This is a genomic window from Paucisalibacillus algeriensis (assembly GCF_000577245.1).
Classification (GTDB): Bacteria; Bacillota; Bacilli; order Bacillales; family Amphibacillaceae; genus Ornithinibacillus.
The window spans coordinates 62,940-79,186 of sequence record NZ_CBYO010000020.1; the positions used below are offsets into that span (position 1 = coordinate 62,940).

12 protein-coding genes, 2 tRNA genes and 1 other annotated feature are annotated in these 16,247 nt (G+C 36.2%); of the genes, 6 read left to right on the forward strand and 8 right to left on the reverse strand.

Going from position 1 to position 16,247, the window contains the following annotated elements:
• Nucleotides 1-47 precede the first annotated feature (47 nt).
• Nucleotides 48-1,763, reverse strand: coding sequence for an acetate--CoA ligase (acsA, locus tag TY11_RS14450; RefSeq protein ID WP_042147608.1), 1,716 nt, complete (start codon nt 1,761-1,763; stop codon nt 48-50).
• Nucleotides 1,764-2,284: 521 nt separating this feature from the next.
• Between acsA and TY11_RS14455 the strand changes: the two genes are divergently transcribed.
• Nucleotides 2,285-2,788, forward strand: a complete 504-nt coding sequence (locus TY11_RS14455) for an RNA polymerase sigma factor (RefSeq protein WP_042147610.1) — start codon at nt 2,285-2,287, stop codon at nt 2,786-2,788.
• Nucleotides 2,778-3,689 (forward strand): anti sigma factor C-terminal domain-containing protein, encoded by a 912-nt coding sequence (locus TY11_RS14460; protein WP_042147612.1) that lies wholly within the window; start codon nt 2,778-2,780, stop codon nt 3,687-3,689. The genes TY11_RS14455 and TY11_RS14460 overlap by 11 nt, the downstream gene beginning before the upstream one ends.
• Before the next feature lie 189 nt (nt 3,690-3,878).
• On the opposite strand, the gene TY11_RS14465 is transcribed toward TY11_RS14460, so the two are convergent.
• Nucleotides 3,879-3,951, reverse strand: a tRNA-Arg gene (locus TY11_RS14465).
• Between the two features lie 166 nt (nt 3,952-4,117).
• On the opposite strand from TY11_RS14465, the gene TY11_RS14470 reads away from it, so the two are divergent.
• The 3 genes from TY11_RS14470 (at nt 4,118) to TY11_RS14480 (ending at nt 6,349) form a co-directional block, all read left to right on the forward strand.
• Nucleotides 4,118-4,762, forward strand: a complete 645-nt coding sequence (locus tag TY11_RS14470) for a deoxynucleoside kinase (RefSeq protein ID WP_042147614.1) — start codon at nt 4,118-4,120, stop codon at nt 4,760-4,762.
• Between the two features lie 39 nt (nt 4,763-4,801).
• Nucleotides 4,802-5,485, forward strand: coding sequence for a deoxynucleoside kinase (locus TY11_RS14475; RefSeq protein ID WP_042147617.1), 684 nt, complete (start codon nt 4,802-4,804; stop codon nt 5,483-5,485).
• Between the two features lie 129 nt (nt 5,486-5,614).
• Entirely contained in the window at nt 5,615-6,349 is a 735-nt protein-coding gene (locus TY11_RS14480; protein WP_231495840.1) for a GTP pyrophosphokinase, read from the forward strand.
• Nucleotides 6,350-6,427: 78 nt separating this feature from the next.
• Here TY11_RS14480 and TY11_RS14485 read toward each other — a convergent pair.
• The 4 genes from TY11_RS14485 to guaB form a co-directional block, all read right to left on the reverse strand.
• Nucleotides 6,428-6,520 (reverse strand) — tRNA-Ser (locus TY11_RS14485).
• A 158-nt stretch (nt 6,521-6,678) separates the two neighbouring features.
• Nucleotides 6,679-7,953: a serine--tRNA ligase gene (gene serS / locus TY11_RS14490; RefSeq protein ID WP_042147620.1), complete on the reverse strand. Its 1,275-nt coding sequence runs from the start codon at nt 7,951-7,953 to the stop codon at nt 6,679-6,681.
• Between the two features lie 53 nt (nt 7,954-8,006).
• Nucleotides 8,007-8,223 (reverse strand) — a binding site (T-box leader).
• Between the two features lie 221 nt (nt 8,224-8,444).
• The gene (locus tag TY11_RS14495; RefSeq protein WP_042147623.1) at nt 8,445-9,779 is read right to left on the reverse strand and encodes a D-alanyl-D-alanine carboxypeptidase family protein; all 1,335 of its coding nucleotides are present in this window, start codon (nt 9,777-9,779) and stop codon (nt 8,445-8,447) included.
• Between the two features lie 126 nt (nt 9,780-9,905).
• A complete protein-coding gene (gene guaB / locus TY11_RS14500) occupies nt 9,906-11,384 on the reverse strand; it encodes an IMP dehydrogenase (RefSeq protein WP_042147626.1) in 1,479 nt (492 codons plus the stop codon).
• Between the two features lie 188 nt (nt 11,385-11,572).
• Here guaB and TY11_RS14505 point away from each other — a divergent pair, with 188 nt between their 5' ends.
• Entirely contained in the window at nt 11,573-12,532 is a 960-nt protein-coding gene (locus TY11_RS14505; RefSeq protein ID WP_042147629.1) for a YaaC family protein, read from the forward strand.
• A 14-nt stretch (nt 12,533-12,546) separates the two neighbouring features.
• On the opposite strand, the gene TY11_RS14510 is transcribed toward TY11_RS14505, so the two are convergent.
• The gene (locus TY11_RS14510) at nt 12,547-13,647 is read right to left on the reverse strand and encodes an HD-GYP domain-containing protein (RefSeq protein WP_042147632.1); all 1,101 of its coding nucleotides are present in this window, start codon (nt 13,645-13,647) and stop codon (nt 12,547-12,549) included.
• 72 nt (nt 13,648-13,719) lie between these two features.
• Nucleotides 13,720-16,218: a DNA gyrase subunit A gene (gene gyrA, locus TY11_RS14515; protein ID WP_042147635.1), complete on the reverse strand. Its 2,499-nt coding sequence runs from the start codon at nt 16,216-16,218 to the stop codon at nt 13,720-13,722.
• Between the last annotated feature and the right edge of the window lie 29 nt (nt 16,219-16,247).

Below are 16,247 nucleotides of genomic sequence, written 5' to 3' on the forward strand. Positions count from 1 at the left end.
GGACAAAAATTTAATAATCCTCCAGCAAAAAACGCTGGAGGATTTTATTATGCTTCTAAAGTTGAAGTATCACCGGTTGGAAGGCCCAACTCCCAAGATTTTAATAAGCGACGCATAATTTTTCCGCTTCGTGTTTTTGGGATGGAATCACGCACCTCAATTTCACGTGGTGCTGCATGTGCAGCTAATTCTGTTTTTACAAATATACGGATATCCTCGAGTAATTCTGCTGATTCCGTGTATCCTGGATTTAGTGTGATAAATGCTTTAATAATTTCGCCACGCTCTGGATGTGGCTTTCCGATAACACCTGCTTCTGCTACAGCTGGGTGTTCAATTAATTTACTTTCCACTTCAAATGGTCCTACTCGTTCACCCGATGTATTAATTACATCATCTAGACGACCTTGGAACCAGAAATATCCATCTTCATCGCGGTATGCACTATCACCAGATACATACCAGCCGTTAATAAAATAACTTTCATATTTACTAGGGTTATTCCAAATGGCACGCATCATAGATGGCCATCCTGCTTTTATCGCGAGATTCCCCATTTGATTTGGTGGAATTTCATTTCCTTCATTATCAACAATAGATGCTTCGATACCAGGAATTGGTTTACCCATGGATCCCGGACGGATTTCCTCTGTTGGTAGGTTCACGATTAATTGTGATCCTGTTTCCGTCATCCACCAAGTGTCATGAATACGAAGCTTAAATGCTTTTAGTCCCCATGTCACAACCTCTGGGTTAAGCGGCTCACCGACACTCATTAAATGGCGTAATGATGAAAGGTCATATGTTTTAACCAATTTTTCTCCTGCACTAACTAACATACGTAATGCAGTTGGAGCTGTATACCAAACTGTTACTTTATTCTTTGCTAGCGTTCCATACCAATCTTCCGGTGTAAAACGTCCCCCACGGATTACGTTTGTAACACCATGCAGCCAAGGTGCAAAGACACCATAGCTTGTTCCCGTTACCCAACCAGGATCCGCAGTACACCAATAAACATCATTCTCTTTAAGGTCTAGTACCCACTCACCTGTCGCATAATGTTGAATCATGGCATTATGGACATGTAATACGCCTTTTGGTTTCCCAGTGGAACCAGATGTATAGTGGAGTACCATCCCATCCTCTAAATCTACCCATTCTATATCGAAGTTTTCACTAGCAGATTCCATTTCATTATAATAGTCAATATACTTATCTGACTCTTCACTTCGATTGCCAACTAATATTATTTTTTCTAAAGAAGGTAATTCCTCCTGTGGTACACGTTCTAATAGATCAGGAGTCGTCACAAGCACACTTGCTTCACTATCCTGAATTCGATCACGAACAGCTTGTTCCATAAATGCCTCAAATAAAGGTCCAGCAATAGCGCCAGTCTTTAGGATACCGAATAAACTCACATAAAATTCTGGACTCCTCGGCATAAACAAGAATATTCGATCTTGCTTTTTCACACCGTATTTCTTTAACACATTAGCAAACCTGTTACTTTCTTTACTAATTTGCTCAAAGGTTAAGGATTCTTCTCTTCCTGGTGCTGAGTAAAGAAGAGCAACTTTATCTTTTTTCGCCGGGTTTTCTGCATGCTTATCAATTGCCTCATAAGCAATATTTACTTTACCTGTTTCATTCCAGGAAAAATTTTCATGAACATCTTCCCATTTAAAAGTTGCCCGTATCTCATCATAGTTCTTTAAATTGTAGTTTCCTTCTCTAGCCGGTATACGTCGCATGTCCATCCTATCACCTCTTTTTGAAATTTGAAACCGATTACATTTAATAAATTATGAAATATTTGAAATGTTACTTAGTATTTTAGAACATTTTGTGACTTTTTAAAAGTAGTTATCACTAATTTAATAGAATTTTTTATAAATTAGTGTGAAATAGAGTTATTTTCATACTAGAAAAAGCCTCTCTAGCAGATTGCTACAGAGGCTTATGTCATGTCAGATAATGAGGCATATTACAATTTCTGTATTATTCATGCATCCATTTCAATTCACTATATATAATAGTGACTCTTATGAGTTTACTAAAAAATAGCTAGCTACAAGAAAATTTTCCTGAAATTAAAATAGAGTAGTACTTCTCTCCGAATTTGAGGTCGTTTTGAGGAAAGATTGAATTCTCTATTCTTCTACAGAAATGCAATGCATACTCGGTTTATAAACACTAAAATTGAAAATAGAAAGAGTAAAATTATACTTTTTAAACTTTTTACCATTTCAAACGTCTTAATATATACAGGAGGAGGACAATGCCTAAGAATATATTATTTGAGGAACTTAATAAAGAATTGAATATGGTCTACCGATATTTGTTGAGTAAAGGAGTTCCACACACCGATGCAGAAGATGCCGTTCAAGAGGCAGCATATAGATACCTCCGATACGTTGACTCTATTAAATCGTCTAATGTCCGAAACTGGCTAATTCGTGTTTCGATTAATTATTATTATGATCAGTGTCGAAAGAACAAAAAGTACATATTTAACGTTGAGGAAAAGATTAATGAAGAAGAAATCCCGAATATGCCAGAGATGATTCTCTTAGCAAAAGAACGCATTGATGAATTCAACAAATTATTACTCAGAATGAAGCCTTTGCATGCTGAACTTTTACTATTAAAATATCAGTCTAATTTATCCTATGCTGAAATCTCAGAAGTACTTGGCATTAGTAACACTATGATAAAAAACCATTTATTTCGTGCAAGAAAAAAATTTATGGAATTATATGAGGGGGGATATTATGGAAAATAAGAAACATCCATCAAAACCAAATGAAATGAAGAATTTTGTTAGTGGCCCTGCATTTCAAAAGGCGGTTAGAAAATCTAAATTAAACCAAATCTTACTACTTATTCTTATTTCTATTCTAACTATTTTTGTGTTTTTATTTATTATACAGTATGGCAGCAATATGCTTATTAATAAAAAAATAAATCAAGAGGTTGCAAGTTTAACCGAACAAATCCATGCTAGCCCAAATAAAGGTGCTGGAATTGTGGATTTTGATACTAGTTTTTCTTATGGTTTTCTAAGTGCAGAAGGAAAAATAACCTATTATAAAAAATTAGGAGACCGTATGATTCCTTGGGAGATTGTTACAAAGGAGTATCCTGCAATAGGTAAAACAAAAAAAACCAATGCGCATACAGTCGAGGTTGTTTATACAAGTAATCAAGAAAGAACTGTAAGATATAATGACTTAAACAATGAAAGAAAGATTGACTTCTATTACCCTCAAATCGGGTATCATGTTTTACCTCAGGAACTAGAAATAGCTACAACCTTAGATGAAAATACATTGGTAGAGGTTGCATTATCGTTTAAAAATTCAATCACGGTGGAAGAAGTAGGAAAAGCAATTGGAGCTAAGAATGTTGATTGGTTATGGCTAGATAAATCAAATGCCGATTATTTCAATGAATTACATGATAGTGAAGCGGATTATTTCCATGTACTGTATGGAGAAGACGCTTATGGTTTTTCAGTTTCTGAGGATAATCCGTATTGGGAACAGGAGTACTTCAAGAATTCTAAGAATGAATATCCCATAAGTGGAGCAATAATAAGCGGGACACCAAGTGAATTGGAGAGATTCTTAGAAATAGATTTAATTAGAGCTTCTGTAATTGGTCTAACAATAGACAAATATTAAAATTAATGTACTGGGCTTTTACTAAACTGAACTAGGCAATGTGATGCATGAATGTGTAAGTAAGTTAAATTTCGACTCTTCTTCACAGTTAATTTAACAAACTTTCACTTTAGACAATCACTGAAACCAATCTAAAACATTTTTCTTATAATCAAAACAAAAAACCTTGCTACGACAAGGTTTTTATTATGCCCACGGCAGGATTCGAACCTGCGACACACGGTTTAGGAAACCGATGCTCTATCCCCTGAGCTACGAGGGCTTTTTATAGGAACATACATTATTATACAAAAACTACCCAATAAATACAAAATACTTTCCCTTAGGATACCATATATTACTTTCCAATCTAGTATAGAAGGCTTTTCAATAGTATGTTAAAATTAGAAGATATGTCAGTTATTCATTTTTTGATTGGGGGAACTAGGATGGCAGGGGTCCCATTTATCGCAATAGAAGGACCAATTGGTATTGGTAAAACATCACTAGCGAAAAAGTTATCTGATCACTTTGATTTTCATTTATTAAAAGAAATTGTTGAAGAAAATCCATTTTTAGGTAAATTTTATGATGATATAGATGAGTGGAGTTTTCAAACAGAAATGTTTTTCCTATGTAATCGATTTAAGCAACTGGAGGATATTGGAAATAAATATTTAGCACTGAATAAGCCGGTTGTTTCTGATTATCATATTTCTAAAAACATGATTTTTGCAAAACGAACACTCCAAGCGGATAAGTTCGAAAAATATGAGCAAATATATCACATCCTAACGGAGGATATGCCTGTTCCAAATATGTTGATCTATTTACATGCTAGTCTGGATACGATTTTAAATCGTATTAAATTACGTGGTAGAGAAATTGAACAGAATATAAAAGCTTCTTATTTAGCACAGCTTGCAGAGGATTATGAAGCATATATGAATGAATTTGAAATCATGCATCCAAATATCCCGGTAATTCGAATCAATGGGGATGAAATGGATTTTGTCAAAAACCAAGATGATTTGGAAGCTATTATGAAACAAGTACAACAACAGTTACGTTCTTTTGAAACTGTTACGAAATAATAATTTACTATTCTAACCCCTTATAAAGGAGATTAAGGAATGAACTTACGAGAAAAGTACCAAATTCCAAATGATAGTATTATTACCATTGCTGGAACCGTTGGTGTTGGAAAGTCTACGATGACCAAAGCATTAGCAAATGCATTAAATTTTAAAACATCATTTGAAAAGGTAGATACCAATCCATATTTAGAAAAATTTTATGATGACTTCGAACGTTGGAGTTTTCATTTACAGATTTACTTCTTAGCTGAACGCTTTAAGGAACAGAAGAAAATCTTCGAATACGGTGGTGGATTTATTCAGGACCGTTCTATCTATGAGGATACTGGAATTTTTGCAAAGATGCACTTCGAAAATGGTACAATGAATAAAACAGATTATGAAACTTATACAAGTCTGTTTGAATCCATGGTTATGACACCTTACTTCCCACATCCAGACTTACTTATCTATTTGGAAGGCTCATTTGATGAGGTTCTAAATCGCATTCAGGAACGTGGACGTGAAATGGAAAAGAGTACTCCAATAGCGTATTGGGAAGAAATGTACAACCGCTACGAGAATTGGATCAATAACTTTAATGCATGCCCTATTTTACGTATCAATATTTCGGATTATGACCTAATGGATGAGGAAACATCGATTGAACCGATTTTAGAGAAGATTGGACACTTCATTCAACAATCAAGACGTTGGGAAACAAGGGAACTAATAAAATAATAATGCAAAAGATGGTACAAACTAATTTGGCGTACCATCTTTTTTATTTATCTACATTATTTCAGTAGTTAATAGAATCCTGTTATATAATGGAATCATCCTATTGAAGGGAAGATACTATCCTTGGAAATTGAAACAAAAAAACTACAACAATTAAAACAACTACGAAATGAAATGACCCGTTTTATGATGACGTACAAATTTGGATTAGATGAAATGAATACCAAATTACAAATTTTAAAAGAGGAATTTCAACATATTCATGACTATAACCCGATAGAACATATGAAATCACGTCTTAAATCACCTGAAAGTATTCTAAATAAAATCTATCAGAAAAATATCGAATTAAGTCTTGATTCTATTAAAGAGAATATTCGTGATATAGCTGGGATACGAATTGTCTGTTCTTTTATCTCTGATATCTACAAAGTAAGCGAAATGATTGAGCAGCAAGAAGACGTAACTGTTATTAATATCAAGGATTATATTAATAAGCCAAAACCCAATGGATATCAGAGCCTACATTTACTCTTGTCTATCCCCGTATTCCTATCAGACCGAGTCGAACAGGTATTTGTAGAAATACAGATTAGGACAGTCGCAATGGACTTTTGGGCTAGTTTAGAACATAAAATTTATTATAAATATAATAAGGAAGTCCCTGATGATCTTACTAAAGAATTGAAATATGCCGCTAATGTTGCCTCTGAATTAGATTACCGAATGGAAAAATTGCATAGCGAAATAAAATCCATAAAAGATGATAACGACGAGGAAAACTTAAGTGTATTACAGTTAAATAACGAGAAGTTCCATCTTCCAAGTATGTTTTTGGAATCACTATTAAAGGATCAAAAATAGTAGTTTTTGAAATAAAAAAAAACCACTGCAATTCGCAGTGGTTTTCCATATCTCCAATATTTATGCGCTTATTAAGAATGGAGGAGGTAGAGGGATTCGAACCCCCGCGCGGTTTGACCCGCCTGTCGGTTTTCAAGACCGATCCCTTCAGCCAGACTTGGGTATACCTCCGTAGCAACAAATATTAATATACAGGATTTAAAATTTAAAGTCAATTAAATTTGTCCATTTTTTAAGGTGATATTAAATAAAACACTTTTCCAAATTTTATCAATAATTTTTTAAAACAAATCCCTCACTTTGGCTGATAAAATGAGGGATTTGCTTCTTTACTTGATTACTTCTACGCCACCCATATATGGTACAAGAACGTCAGGAACTTTAACAGATCCATCTTCTTGTTGGTAATTTTCTAGGATAGCTGCTACTGTACGTCCAATAGCTAATCCAGAACCATTTAGTGTATGCACAAATTCAGGTTTTCCATTAGCTTCTCTTCTAAAGCGAATACCGGCACGTCTTGCTTGAAAGTCCTCAAAGTTAGAGCAAGAAGAAATCTCACGGTACATGTCTTGACTAGGAATCCATACTTCAATATCGTATTTTTTTGCTGCTGTGAATCCTAAATCCCCAGTGCACATGCTCATGACACGATATGGTAACCCAAGCAATTGTAAAACTTTTTCTGCATGACCTGTTAATTCCTCTAGTGTTGCATAAGAATCCTCTGGTTTTACAAAATGTACGAGTTCTACTTTGTTAAATTGATGCTGGCGAATTAACCCACGTGTATCACGGCCAGCAGAGCCAGCTTCTGAACGGAAGTTTGCACTAAATGCAGCATATTTCTTTGGCAAGTCTTCTACCTGTAAAATTTCATCACGATGATAATTGGTTACCGGAACCTCTGCAGTTGGAATTAAAAAGTAATCCGTATCAGATAATTTGAATACATCCTCTGCAAACTTAGGTAACTGTCCAGTTCCAGTCAAGCTTGCTCGATTCACTATTTGAGGTGGTAACATTTCCGTATAGCCATGCTCATCAGAATGTAAGTCCATCATAAAGCTCCATAAAGCACGCTCAAGTCTTGCTCCAAGTCCTTTATAGAAAACAAAACGGCTACCAGTTACCTTACCAGCTCTTTCAAAATCAATAATATCTAAGTTTGTGGCAACATCCCAATGTGCTTGTGCTTCAAAACCAAATGAAGGGACTTCTCCCCAGATTCGTGCTTCTATATTATCATCTTCATCCTCACCTACAGGTACACTTTCATGTGGGATATTCGGAATAGATAACATAATGTTTTCGAGTTTAGCTTCAATTTCACGTAACTCATCATCAAATTCTTTTATTTGGTCACCTACTTCGCGCATTTCCTTGATTGCAGCATCTGCATCAAGATTCTCCTTTTTGGCTTGAGAGATTTGCTTGGAAACTTCATTACGTTTCGCCTTTAGAACTTCTGCCTTATTAATTAATTCGCGACGACGAGTATCAAGCTCGCCAAAGTGATCTAACTCTGATAAGTCTTCTCCACGGTGCTGTAATTTTGCTTTTACTTCTTCAAAATTATTGCGTAGATACTTCATGTCCAACATTAGAAAATTCCTCCTACTTATTTTTTTGAATGCAAAAAACTCCCGTCCCTAAAAATAGGGACGAGAGTTTATATTCCCGCGTTGCCACCCTTGTTGAAGAGTAATCTCTTCCGGCTTTAGACGTGTTAACGGTTCGTAACCGGGTTTACTTACTTTGGTTTCGGTAAACCAGTTCAAGGATGGATTCACAATAGGTTTTCATCGATTTTCACCGGCCATCGACTCTCTTTGGAAAACGGTATTGTTACTATTTCCTGTCATTACTGTTGGAAATTGATTTTTTATTATACATTATCATAGCTAATTTTTGTTTAAAGTGCAAGTTTTATTCTCTATTCACTTTTAAAAGATTTGGCCTTCTTGCCATATCCGCGGCGGGAATATACTTCGCTTTCCACGGGCGGCTGGTGAGCCTCCCGTAGGAGTCTCCGTATATTCCCGTCGCTCAGAGCAATGATTACCATTTATTTTTTAAAAAACTTAATTAAATCTTAAGAAAACCAACCCTTAACAGTATCTACTATAGATGTGAAGATTCCGCTAAAGAAGTCGCCGATTGCACCTAGTGTTAGCATGAACCAGTTGGCTTTTTCAACGGTTTGGTCTGCTACTAGGTCAACGGTTTGGTTTTTGCTGTTGAAGATGTAGCCGTTGTCGTTTTCACCGGTATATACTAATGTTGCAGTTCCGATTTTATCGCCTTTTTTAACAGGGGCTACTAGTTCTCCATCTTTATTTAGCTTATCTTTATTGACAGTGTATTCAACTTTGTAAAGCTCCTCTTCACCACTTTTAATTGGAACAGTGAAGGCTTCATTTATAGAAATTTCTACAGTATCTTCTTTACCTTTTGCTACTGGAAGGGTTTCTTGCTTTTCAAGCTGGAATCCTTTTGCAAAAAGTTCTTTATCTTCAAATTGACCGAATCCATAATCCAATAATCTTGCTGTTTGTTCAAAACGAGCAGCCTTGCTGTCTGTACGCATAACAACAGAAATTAAACGGTTACCATCACGTTCAGCTGTTCCGGTAAAAGTATAGCCAGCTAATCCCGTATAACCTGTTTTTAGACCGTCCATTCCTTCATAATAAAACTGTTTTAAGTAGCTTGCCTCATGTGGTAACATCCAGTTTAAGTTTTCTACTGTATACCCTTCAAAATCGTCTTCAATTCGGCTTGAAATATCAAGCGCATGAGGAAAATCCTTAATCAGATTGTATGCTAAAAGAGCAAGAGATCTAGCAGACAAAAGATTTGTACCATTAGGATCTGTACCTTCTGGATGGTTATCACCCAATGTTTCGTTATCCAACCCTGTTGAGTTTACAAATTCGAAATCAGGAAGACCCAGTTCTTCTCCCTTTTGGTTCATTAGCTTCACAAATTCCCCTTCGGAACCTGCAATTAACTCCGCAAGTGTAATGGTTGTACCATTATCAGAGAAAATTGCCATTGCTTCATAAAGTTCTTTCACAGAGTAGCTTTTATCTTGTGTTAAACCTATTCCTGAAAAGTTAGGATTTGCTGAAATGCTATATGCATAATCACTTATTTGAGTAGTTGTTTCCCACGTAATTTCACCGTTTTCAATTGCTTCCAAGACAAGATATTCCGTCATCATTTTCGTCATACTTGCTGGTGGAAGTGCCATATCAGGATTTTTAGCAAATAAAACCTTTCCTGTTTCTGCATCTACTAATATAGCTGACTCAGCATCTAATTCTAATTCAGCTGCATGTATATTCTTTGGTTGTGTTATAAATGATGTTGATGCCAATAATACAACAAGGACCATCATCAATATTTTTGAATAGATCTGTTTCAATTTTATACCTCCACCCTGAGTAGTTTTATATTTTTTTTGCGAACACCTTTAGTATTTTAACACATATTAAACTAAAAAAATAGACGGGCCGTTAGTGCCCATCTATTTTTTAATGTTTTGTAATATTTACCCCTTTAGAGAGTAATTTGGTGCTTCTTTTGTAATTTGAACGTCATGTGGATGACTTTCTTTTAATCCTGCATTGGTAATTCGAATAAACTGTGCCTCTGTTCTTAACTTCTCAATTGTAGAAGTTCCACAGTAACCCATTCCAGAACGTAAACCACCAAGTAATTGGTGTACCGTATCAGCAAGTGGCCCTTTATAAGCTACTCTACCTTCAATTCCCTCAGGAACAAGCTTTTTCGCTTCCGCTTCCCCATCTTGGAAGTAGCGGTCTTTCGATCCTGCTTTCATCGCACCAACAGACCCCATACCACGATATACTTTATATCTTCTGCCTTGATAAATTTCTGTTTCTCCAGGGCTTTCTGTTACACCTGCAAACATACTTCCTAGCATGACAGCATGTGCTCCTGCCGCAAGAGCTTTTACAATATCACCAGAATACTTAATTCCACCGTCAGCAATGACCGGCACACCGTACTCTGCTGCAGCGACCGCACAATCGTAAACAGCGGTAATTTGTGGAACACCAACACCAGCTACAACTCTTGTTGTACAAATTGAACCTGGACCGATTCCTACTTTTACAACCGTAGCACCAGCTTCGATTAATGCTTTTGTTGCTTCAGCTGTTGCAACATTACCAGCAATGATATCTAGGTTAGGATAAGCTTCACGAATTTTCTTTAGCTGCTCTAACACGCCTTGGGAATGTCCATGAGCAGTATCAATTACGATAGCATCAACACCAGCATTCACTAATGCTTCTATACGAGATAAGGAGTCACCAGTAACTCCAACAGCTGCCCCTACTAGTAATCTCCCCTGTGCATCTTTTGCAGCATTAGGGAACTCAATAACCTTTTCAATATCCTTAATGGTAATTAACCCTTTTAGTACTCGATTTTCATCTACTAAAGGTAATTTTTCTATTTTATATTGTTGTAGAATATGTTCTGCTTCTTCTAGCGTTGTACCTACTGGTGCGGTAACAAGATTTTCACTAGTCATCACATCTGAGATTAACATAGAATAATCTTGAATAAAACGTAAATCACGATTCGTAATAATACCTACAAGCTTTTGCTCTTTTTCATTATTTACAATTGGTACTCCTGAGATCCGATATTTACTCATTAAATGTTCTGCAGCAAATACTTGATGCTCTGGTGTTAAGAAAAATGGATTTGTAATAACACCACTCTCAGAACGTTTTACCCGGTCAACCTGTTCAGACTGTTCTTCAATAGACATATTTTTATGAATGATTCCAAGGCCACCTTGTCGTGCCATAGCAATAGCCATGCCAGCTTCTGTAACAGTATCCATTCCAGCGCTAATTAATGGAGCATTTAGTTTTAGGTTAGGGCTTAAGGTAGTACTTAGATCGACCTCACGTGGCAAAACCTCTGATTTTGCAGGTATCAATAATACATCATCAAAAGTTAATCCTTCTTTCGCAAACTTATCCTTTCTCACAATAAATCCTCCCTTTTAGTTATGTCAGAACTTCGGTAAAAGAATAATAAAATAATTCTTGGAAAAGCTAGTACCTATATCTATTGTTATTTACAATACGCCAACTGAGGGAGATTTTCAATAACTGATTACTGGTAAATTAAAGTTCATAAATTCTAACTTTTCTATTAAATAAAAAGGACGTTAATATGTATTTCCAAGAAGAAATCCATTCATTTTACACGTATTTACAATCGCAACAAACTGCTCAAAAATATTTGCTCCAATGCTATAAACAAATTGATAAGATAGACGCTGAAAGAAAAAGCTATGAAAATTGCAATATATTTATGTATTGTCTTCATCATGGCAGAGAATACTACCGTGCTGGGGACAAACTAGATACCGTTTTAAAACCAGTTATGTTTTTCTATGGGATGGCGCACTTGTTGAAAGCATGCTTACTTACGAAACGACCAGATTATCCAGAATCTACTTCAGTTCTTGCCCACGGTGTCTCTACTAGAAAACGAAAAAAGAAAGATTATAGTTTTTTAGAAGATGAGGTAAAGCTACAGCATAAAGGACTTTTCCCGTATTTTTCAGAACATCTATTTGGAATTAATAAGCTACCGTTTGAAAAAGTTACGATGAAATCATTATTTCGATTAATACCAGAACTTATTGCTTATTTTAATTATGAACAAAATCAAGGTTTAGTAAAAATTGGTAACCTTGATGATAAAACGATAACAGTTCCTAAAACCATTTGTGATGACTACCACATGACTGAAAATGCTCTGATTAAACGTTTGGAAAGCTATTTACCGAGAATTTTAGAAACTGAAGATAACTCAAGTAATATTATATTAAGGCTGAGTGAATCACTTTCCAGTGATGTGGGTCCCTTTCAGATAACGATGAATAGCGAAGTTTATCTACCAACCGATAGAGACTTTTTTATTCCTCTATCTGAAGTTATGGTACACTATTTACTTTTATACAATCTTAGCATGTTATCTCGTTACGAGGCTGAGTGGTGGGGAGAACTTCTCTCAACAAAGCCAGATGTAGATTATCCATTTATATCAAGATTTCTGGATATTACTCAAGTAAAGATTCCAATTATAATGGGGAAATATCTATTAAAAAAAATGGAGGAGCAGTAATAGATTACTGCCCCTCATAATATTTCACTTATGTGTAGATCCTGGTGATTGCTTAGTGTAATAATTTCACCATTTTTGAGTCGTAAAATTGGTCTAGTAGGGACTTTAGGATCAATAAAGACAATTTCACCATCTTGGTTATTGGATAGCAATACTTTTGTTCCAATCGAAAAGTTTGCTATGGAGTCTACAAAAACTTGTACGATTCTAATATCAAGTTTACTGTATTGTTCCTTTTGTAGCTCTTCTATCACACTAAAAGGGGATTGCTTCTTACGATATATCCGCTCACTGGTCATCGCATGATAGATATCGCAAACAGCAATAATCCTAGCATAGCTATGAATTTTCTCCTGGGATAATCCAAGTGGATAGCCGCTTCCATCCATTCGCTCATGATGCTGTAATACCGCTAATTTAACCGTAGATGGAATGGATGAAATATGTTCAACCATTCGATACGTATAGGTTGGATGTTTTATTATCTCTAACCTTTCCTCATCCGTTAGTAATCCTTCTTTATGAAAGACAAAATCCCCAAGTCTCGCCATACCTGCATCACTCAATAATCCAGCCATACCAATCTGGAGCCATTCACCTTTTTGGTATCCAAGTTTTTTACCCAAATACGCGCTTAAGATAGAAACTGAAACACCATGATGATAAAAGTAATCCTTTTTATTAGCAAATCGATGTAGCGTATATACTGCCGATCCGATATCATCCATACGATCAATTAATGGCAAGATTAGATTACGAACAGCTAAATTATTAATAGGTAAATTATTTCTCCATGAATCAAACAGCTTTTTGTATTGTTCAACGACTTGGTCATAATGGTCCCTAAAGGATAATTCTGTTACATCCACTATCTTTTCTTTACTGTGGTTTGGATGGTCAGCCTTTTCTTTCTCACTAGCAGGCTGAGGTTGAAAGGGAGTACCATTCTTGAGCCTTTCTGACACCTCAACATGTTCTATTAAAAATTTATGTAATACTTTAATATGTTCAGCCGTTAAAACAGTTTTTTGTGGAATAATTGGTCGGTTAGTCTTTCCCTTTACGTCTCGTAAAAGTACACATCCTGGAACTACTTGAGATGATGATACACGCATTTTGTCCCCTCCATATAATGAAGAAGGTGACGGTGAAAAAGTATTCTTTTCAACCGTCACCTAGTATACTTCTTATTCCTCTTCTGATTCTACTTCGTTTGATTCAGTTGATTCTTCTATATTGGAAGTCTCTTCTTCCTCTTCATGTTCAATAATTGCTACTGTTGCCACTTCTTCATTTTCTTGAAGACGGATTAAACGAACACCTTGTGTATTTCTTCCTGTTTGCGATATTCCCTCAACCGGAATACGAATTAACACACCAGCTGCTGTGATTAGCATCAGATCTTCATCACCCTTAACTGGCTTAACAGAAACAACATGTCCTGTCTCCTCTGTTAATTTGGCAGTGAATATACCTTTACCACCACGGTTCGTAATACGATACTGATCTTCAAATGTACGTTTACCAAGACCTTTATTGGTAACGTGAAGAATCTGTAATCCATTCTCTAGGATTTCCATTGAAACAACTTCATCATCATCTCGTAATGAGATACCACGGACACCTGCTGCAGTTCTTCCCATTAATCTTACTTGATCCTCTGGGAAGCGAATCAGATAGCCATGTTTCGTTGCAATCATAATATCTTTTGTACCATCTGTTAGCCGAACGGACATTAGCTCATCATCTTCACGTAGGCCAAGGGCGATTAAGCCACCTTTACGGATATTGGCAAATTGGGAAAGGCTTGTACGTTTTGAAATACCTCTTTTTGTCGTAAAGAAGAAGTTCCAATCCTCACTAAATTCACTAACAGATATGACAGCATTAATCCACTCTTCCTTTTCAATCTGAAGTAGATTAATGATTGGTAGTCCTTTTGCTGTCCGGCTAAATTCTGGTATTTCATAACCTTTAACCTTGTAAACCTTCCCTTTATTCGTAAAGAATAGGATTGTATCATGAGTAGTTGTGGAAATTAGATGTTCGACAAAATCATCTTCATGAGTTCCCATTCCTTGTATACCACGACCTCCGCGTTTTTGAACGCGATATGTGGAAGAAGGTAATCGTTTTATATAGCCTTTATGTGTAAGGGTAATAACGATATTCTCTACTGGAATTAGGTCTTCATCTTCAAAGAAGTCCGCGCCACCAGCACCAATCTCTGTACGTCTCTTATCCCCATATTTCTCTTTTATTTCTCCTAATTCTTCACGGATAATTTCAAGAACTTTTTCCTCATCAGCAAGAATTGCTTTTAATTCTTCAATAAGTTTTTGAAGTTCATTATATTCGTTTTCAATCTTTTCACGCTCTAAACCTGTTAAGCGTTGTAATCTCATATCAAGGATTGCTTGTGCTTGCTTTTCCGTTAGCTTAAAGCGAGTCATTAGTCCGTCACGAGCAATATCTGCCGTTTTCGAACTACGGATTAAGGAGATAACTTCATCCAAATGATCCAGTGCAATTCGTAAACCTTCTAAAATATGTGCTCTAGCTTCAGCCTTTTTCAATTCAAATGCCGTACGACGTCTAATAATTACTTTCTGATGATCCAGATAGTGTACGAGACATTCCTTAATATTTAAGACTTTAGGAATGCCATTTACAAGTGCTAAAGTATTCACACCGAATGTTGTTTGTAATGACGTGTATTTATATAAATTATTTAGAACCACATTGGCATTCGCATCACGGCGTAATTCCATGACTACACGCATACCATTACGGTCTGATTCATCACGTAAATCCGTTATACCTTCAACACGTTTATCACGTACTAATTCAGCTATTTTTTCAATTAGTCTAGCCTTGTTAACCTGATACGGTAATTCCGTTACGAGAATAGTGGATTTTCCATTTGATTGTTCCTCAATCTCTACCCTAGCACGAACTGTAATCGAGCCTCTACCAGTTTCATAGGCTCTACGGATACCACTACGTCCCAGAATTATCCCTGCAGTAGGGAAATCTGGTCCTGGTAGATGGTTTTCCATAATTTCATCGATTGTAATCTCAGGATCCTTACTTACTGCTAATACAGCATCAATTGTTTCCCCAAGATTATGAGGAGGGATATTAGTAGCCATCCCTACAGCGATTCCGGAAGCTCCGTTTACTAGCAGGTTAGGGAATCGAGCTGGAAATACAACTGGTTCTCTTTCTGAACCGTCATAGTTATCTTGATAATCGATCGTGTCCTTGTTAATATCACGGAGTAATTCCATTGAGATTTTGGACATTCTGGCTTCGGTGTAACGCATTGCCGCTGCCGAGTCACCATCGACAGAACCAAAGTTACCATGTCCATCAACTAGTGGATTACGGTAGCTGAAGTCCTGTGCCATACGAACCATTGCTTCATATACTGCTGAGTCACCATGTGGGTGATACTTACCGATTACTTCACCAACGATACGAGCTGACTTTTTATATGCTTTATCAGAATGCATACCCAAATCGTTCATTGCATATAATATTCTTCGATGTACAGGTTTCATACCATCCCTGACATCTGGTAATGCACGGGAGACAATAACACTCATCGCATAATCTAGAAAGGACGTACGTACTTCTTGACTTATATTTATTTCTTGTACACTTCGACGTTCTTGTTCCGCCATAGATTTAAACCTCCTGATTGTGTCAAAGA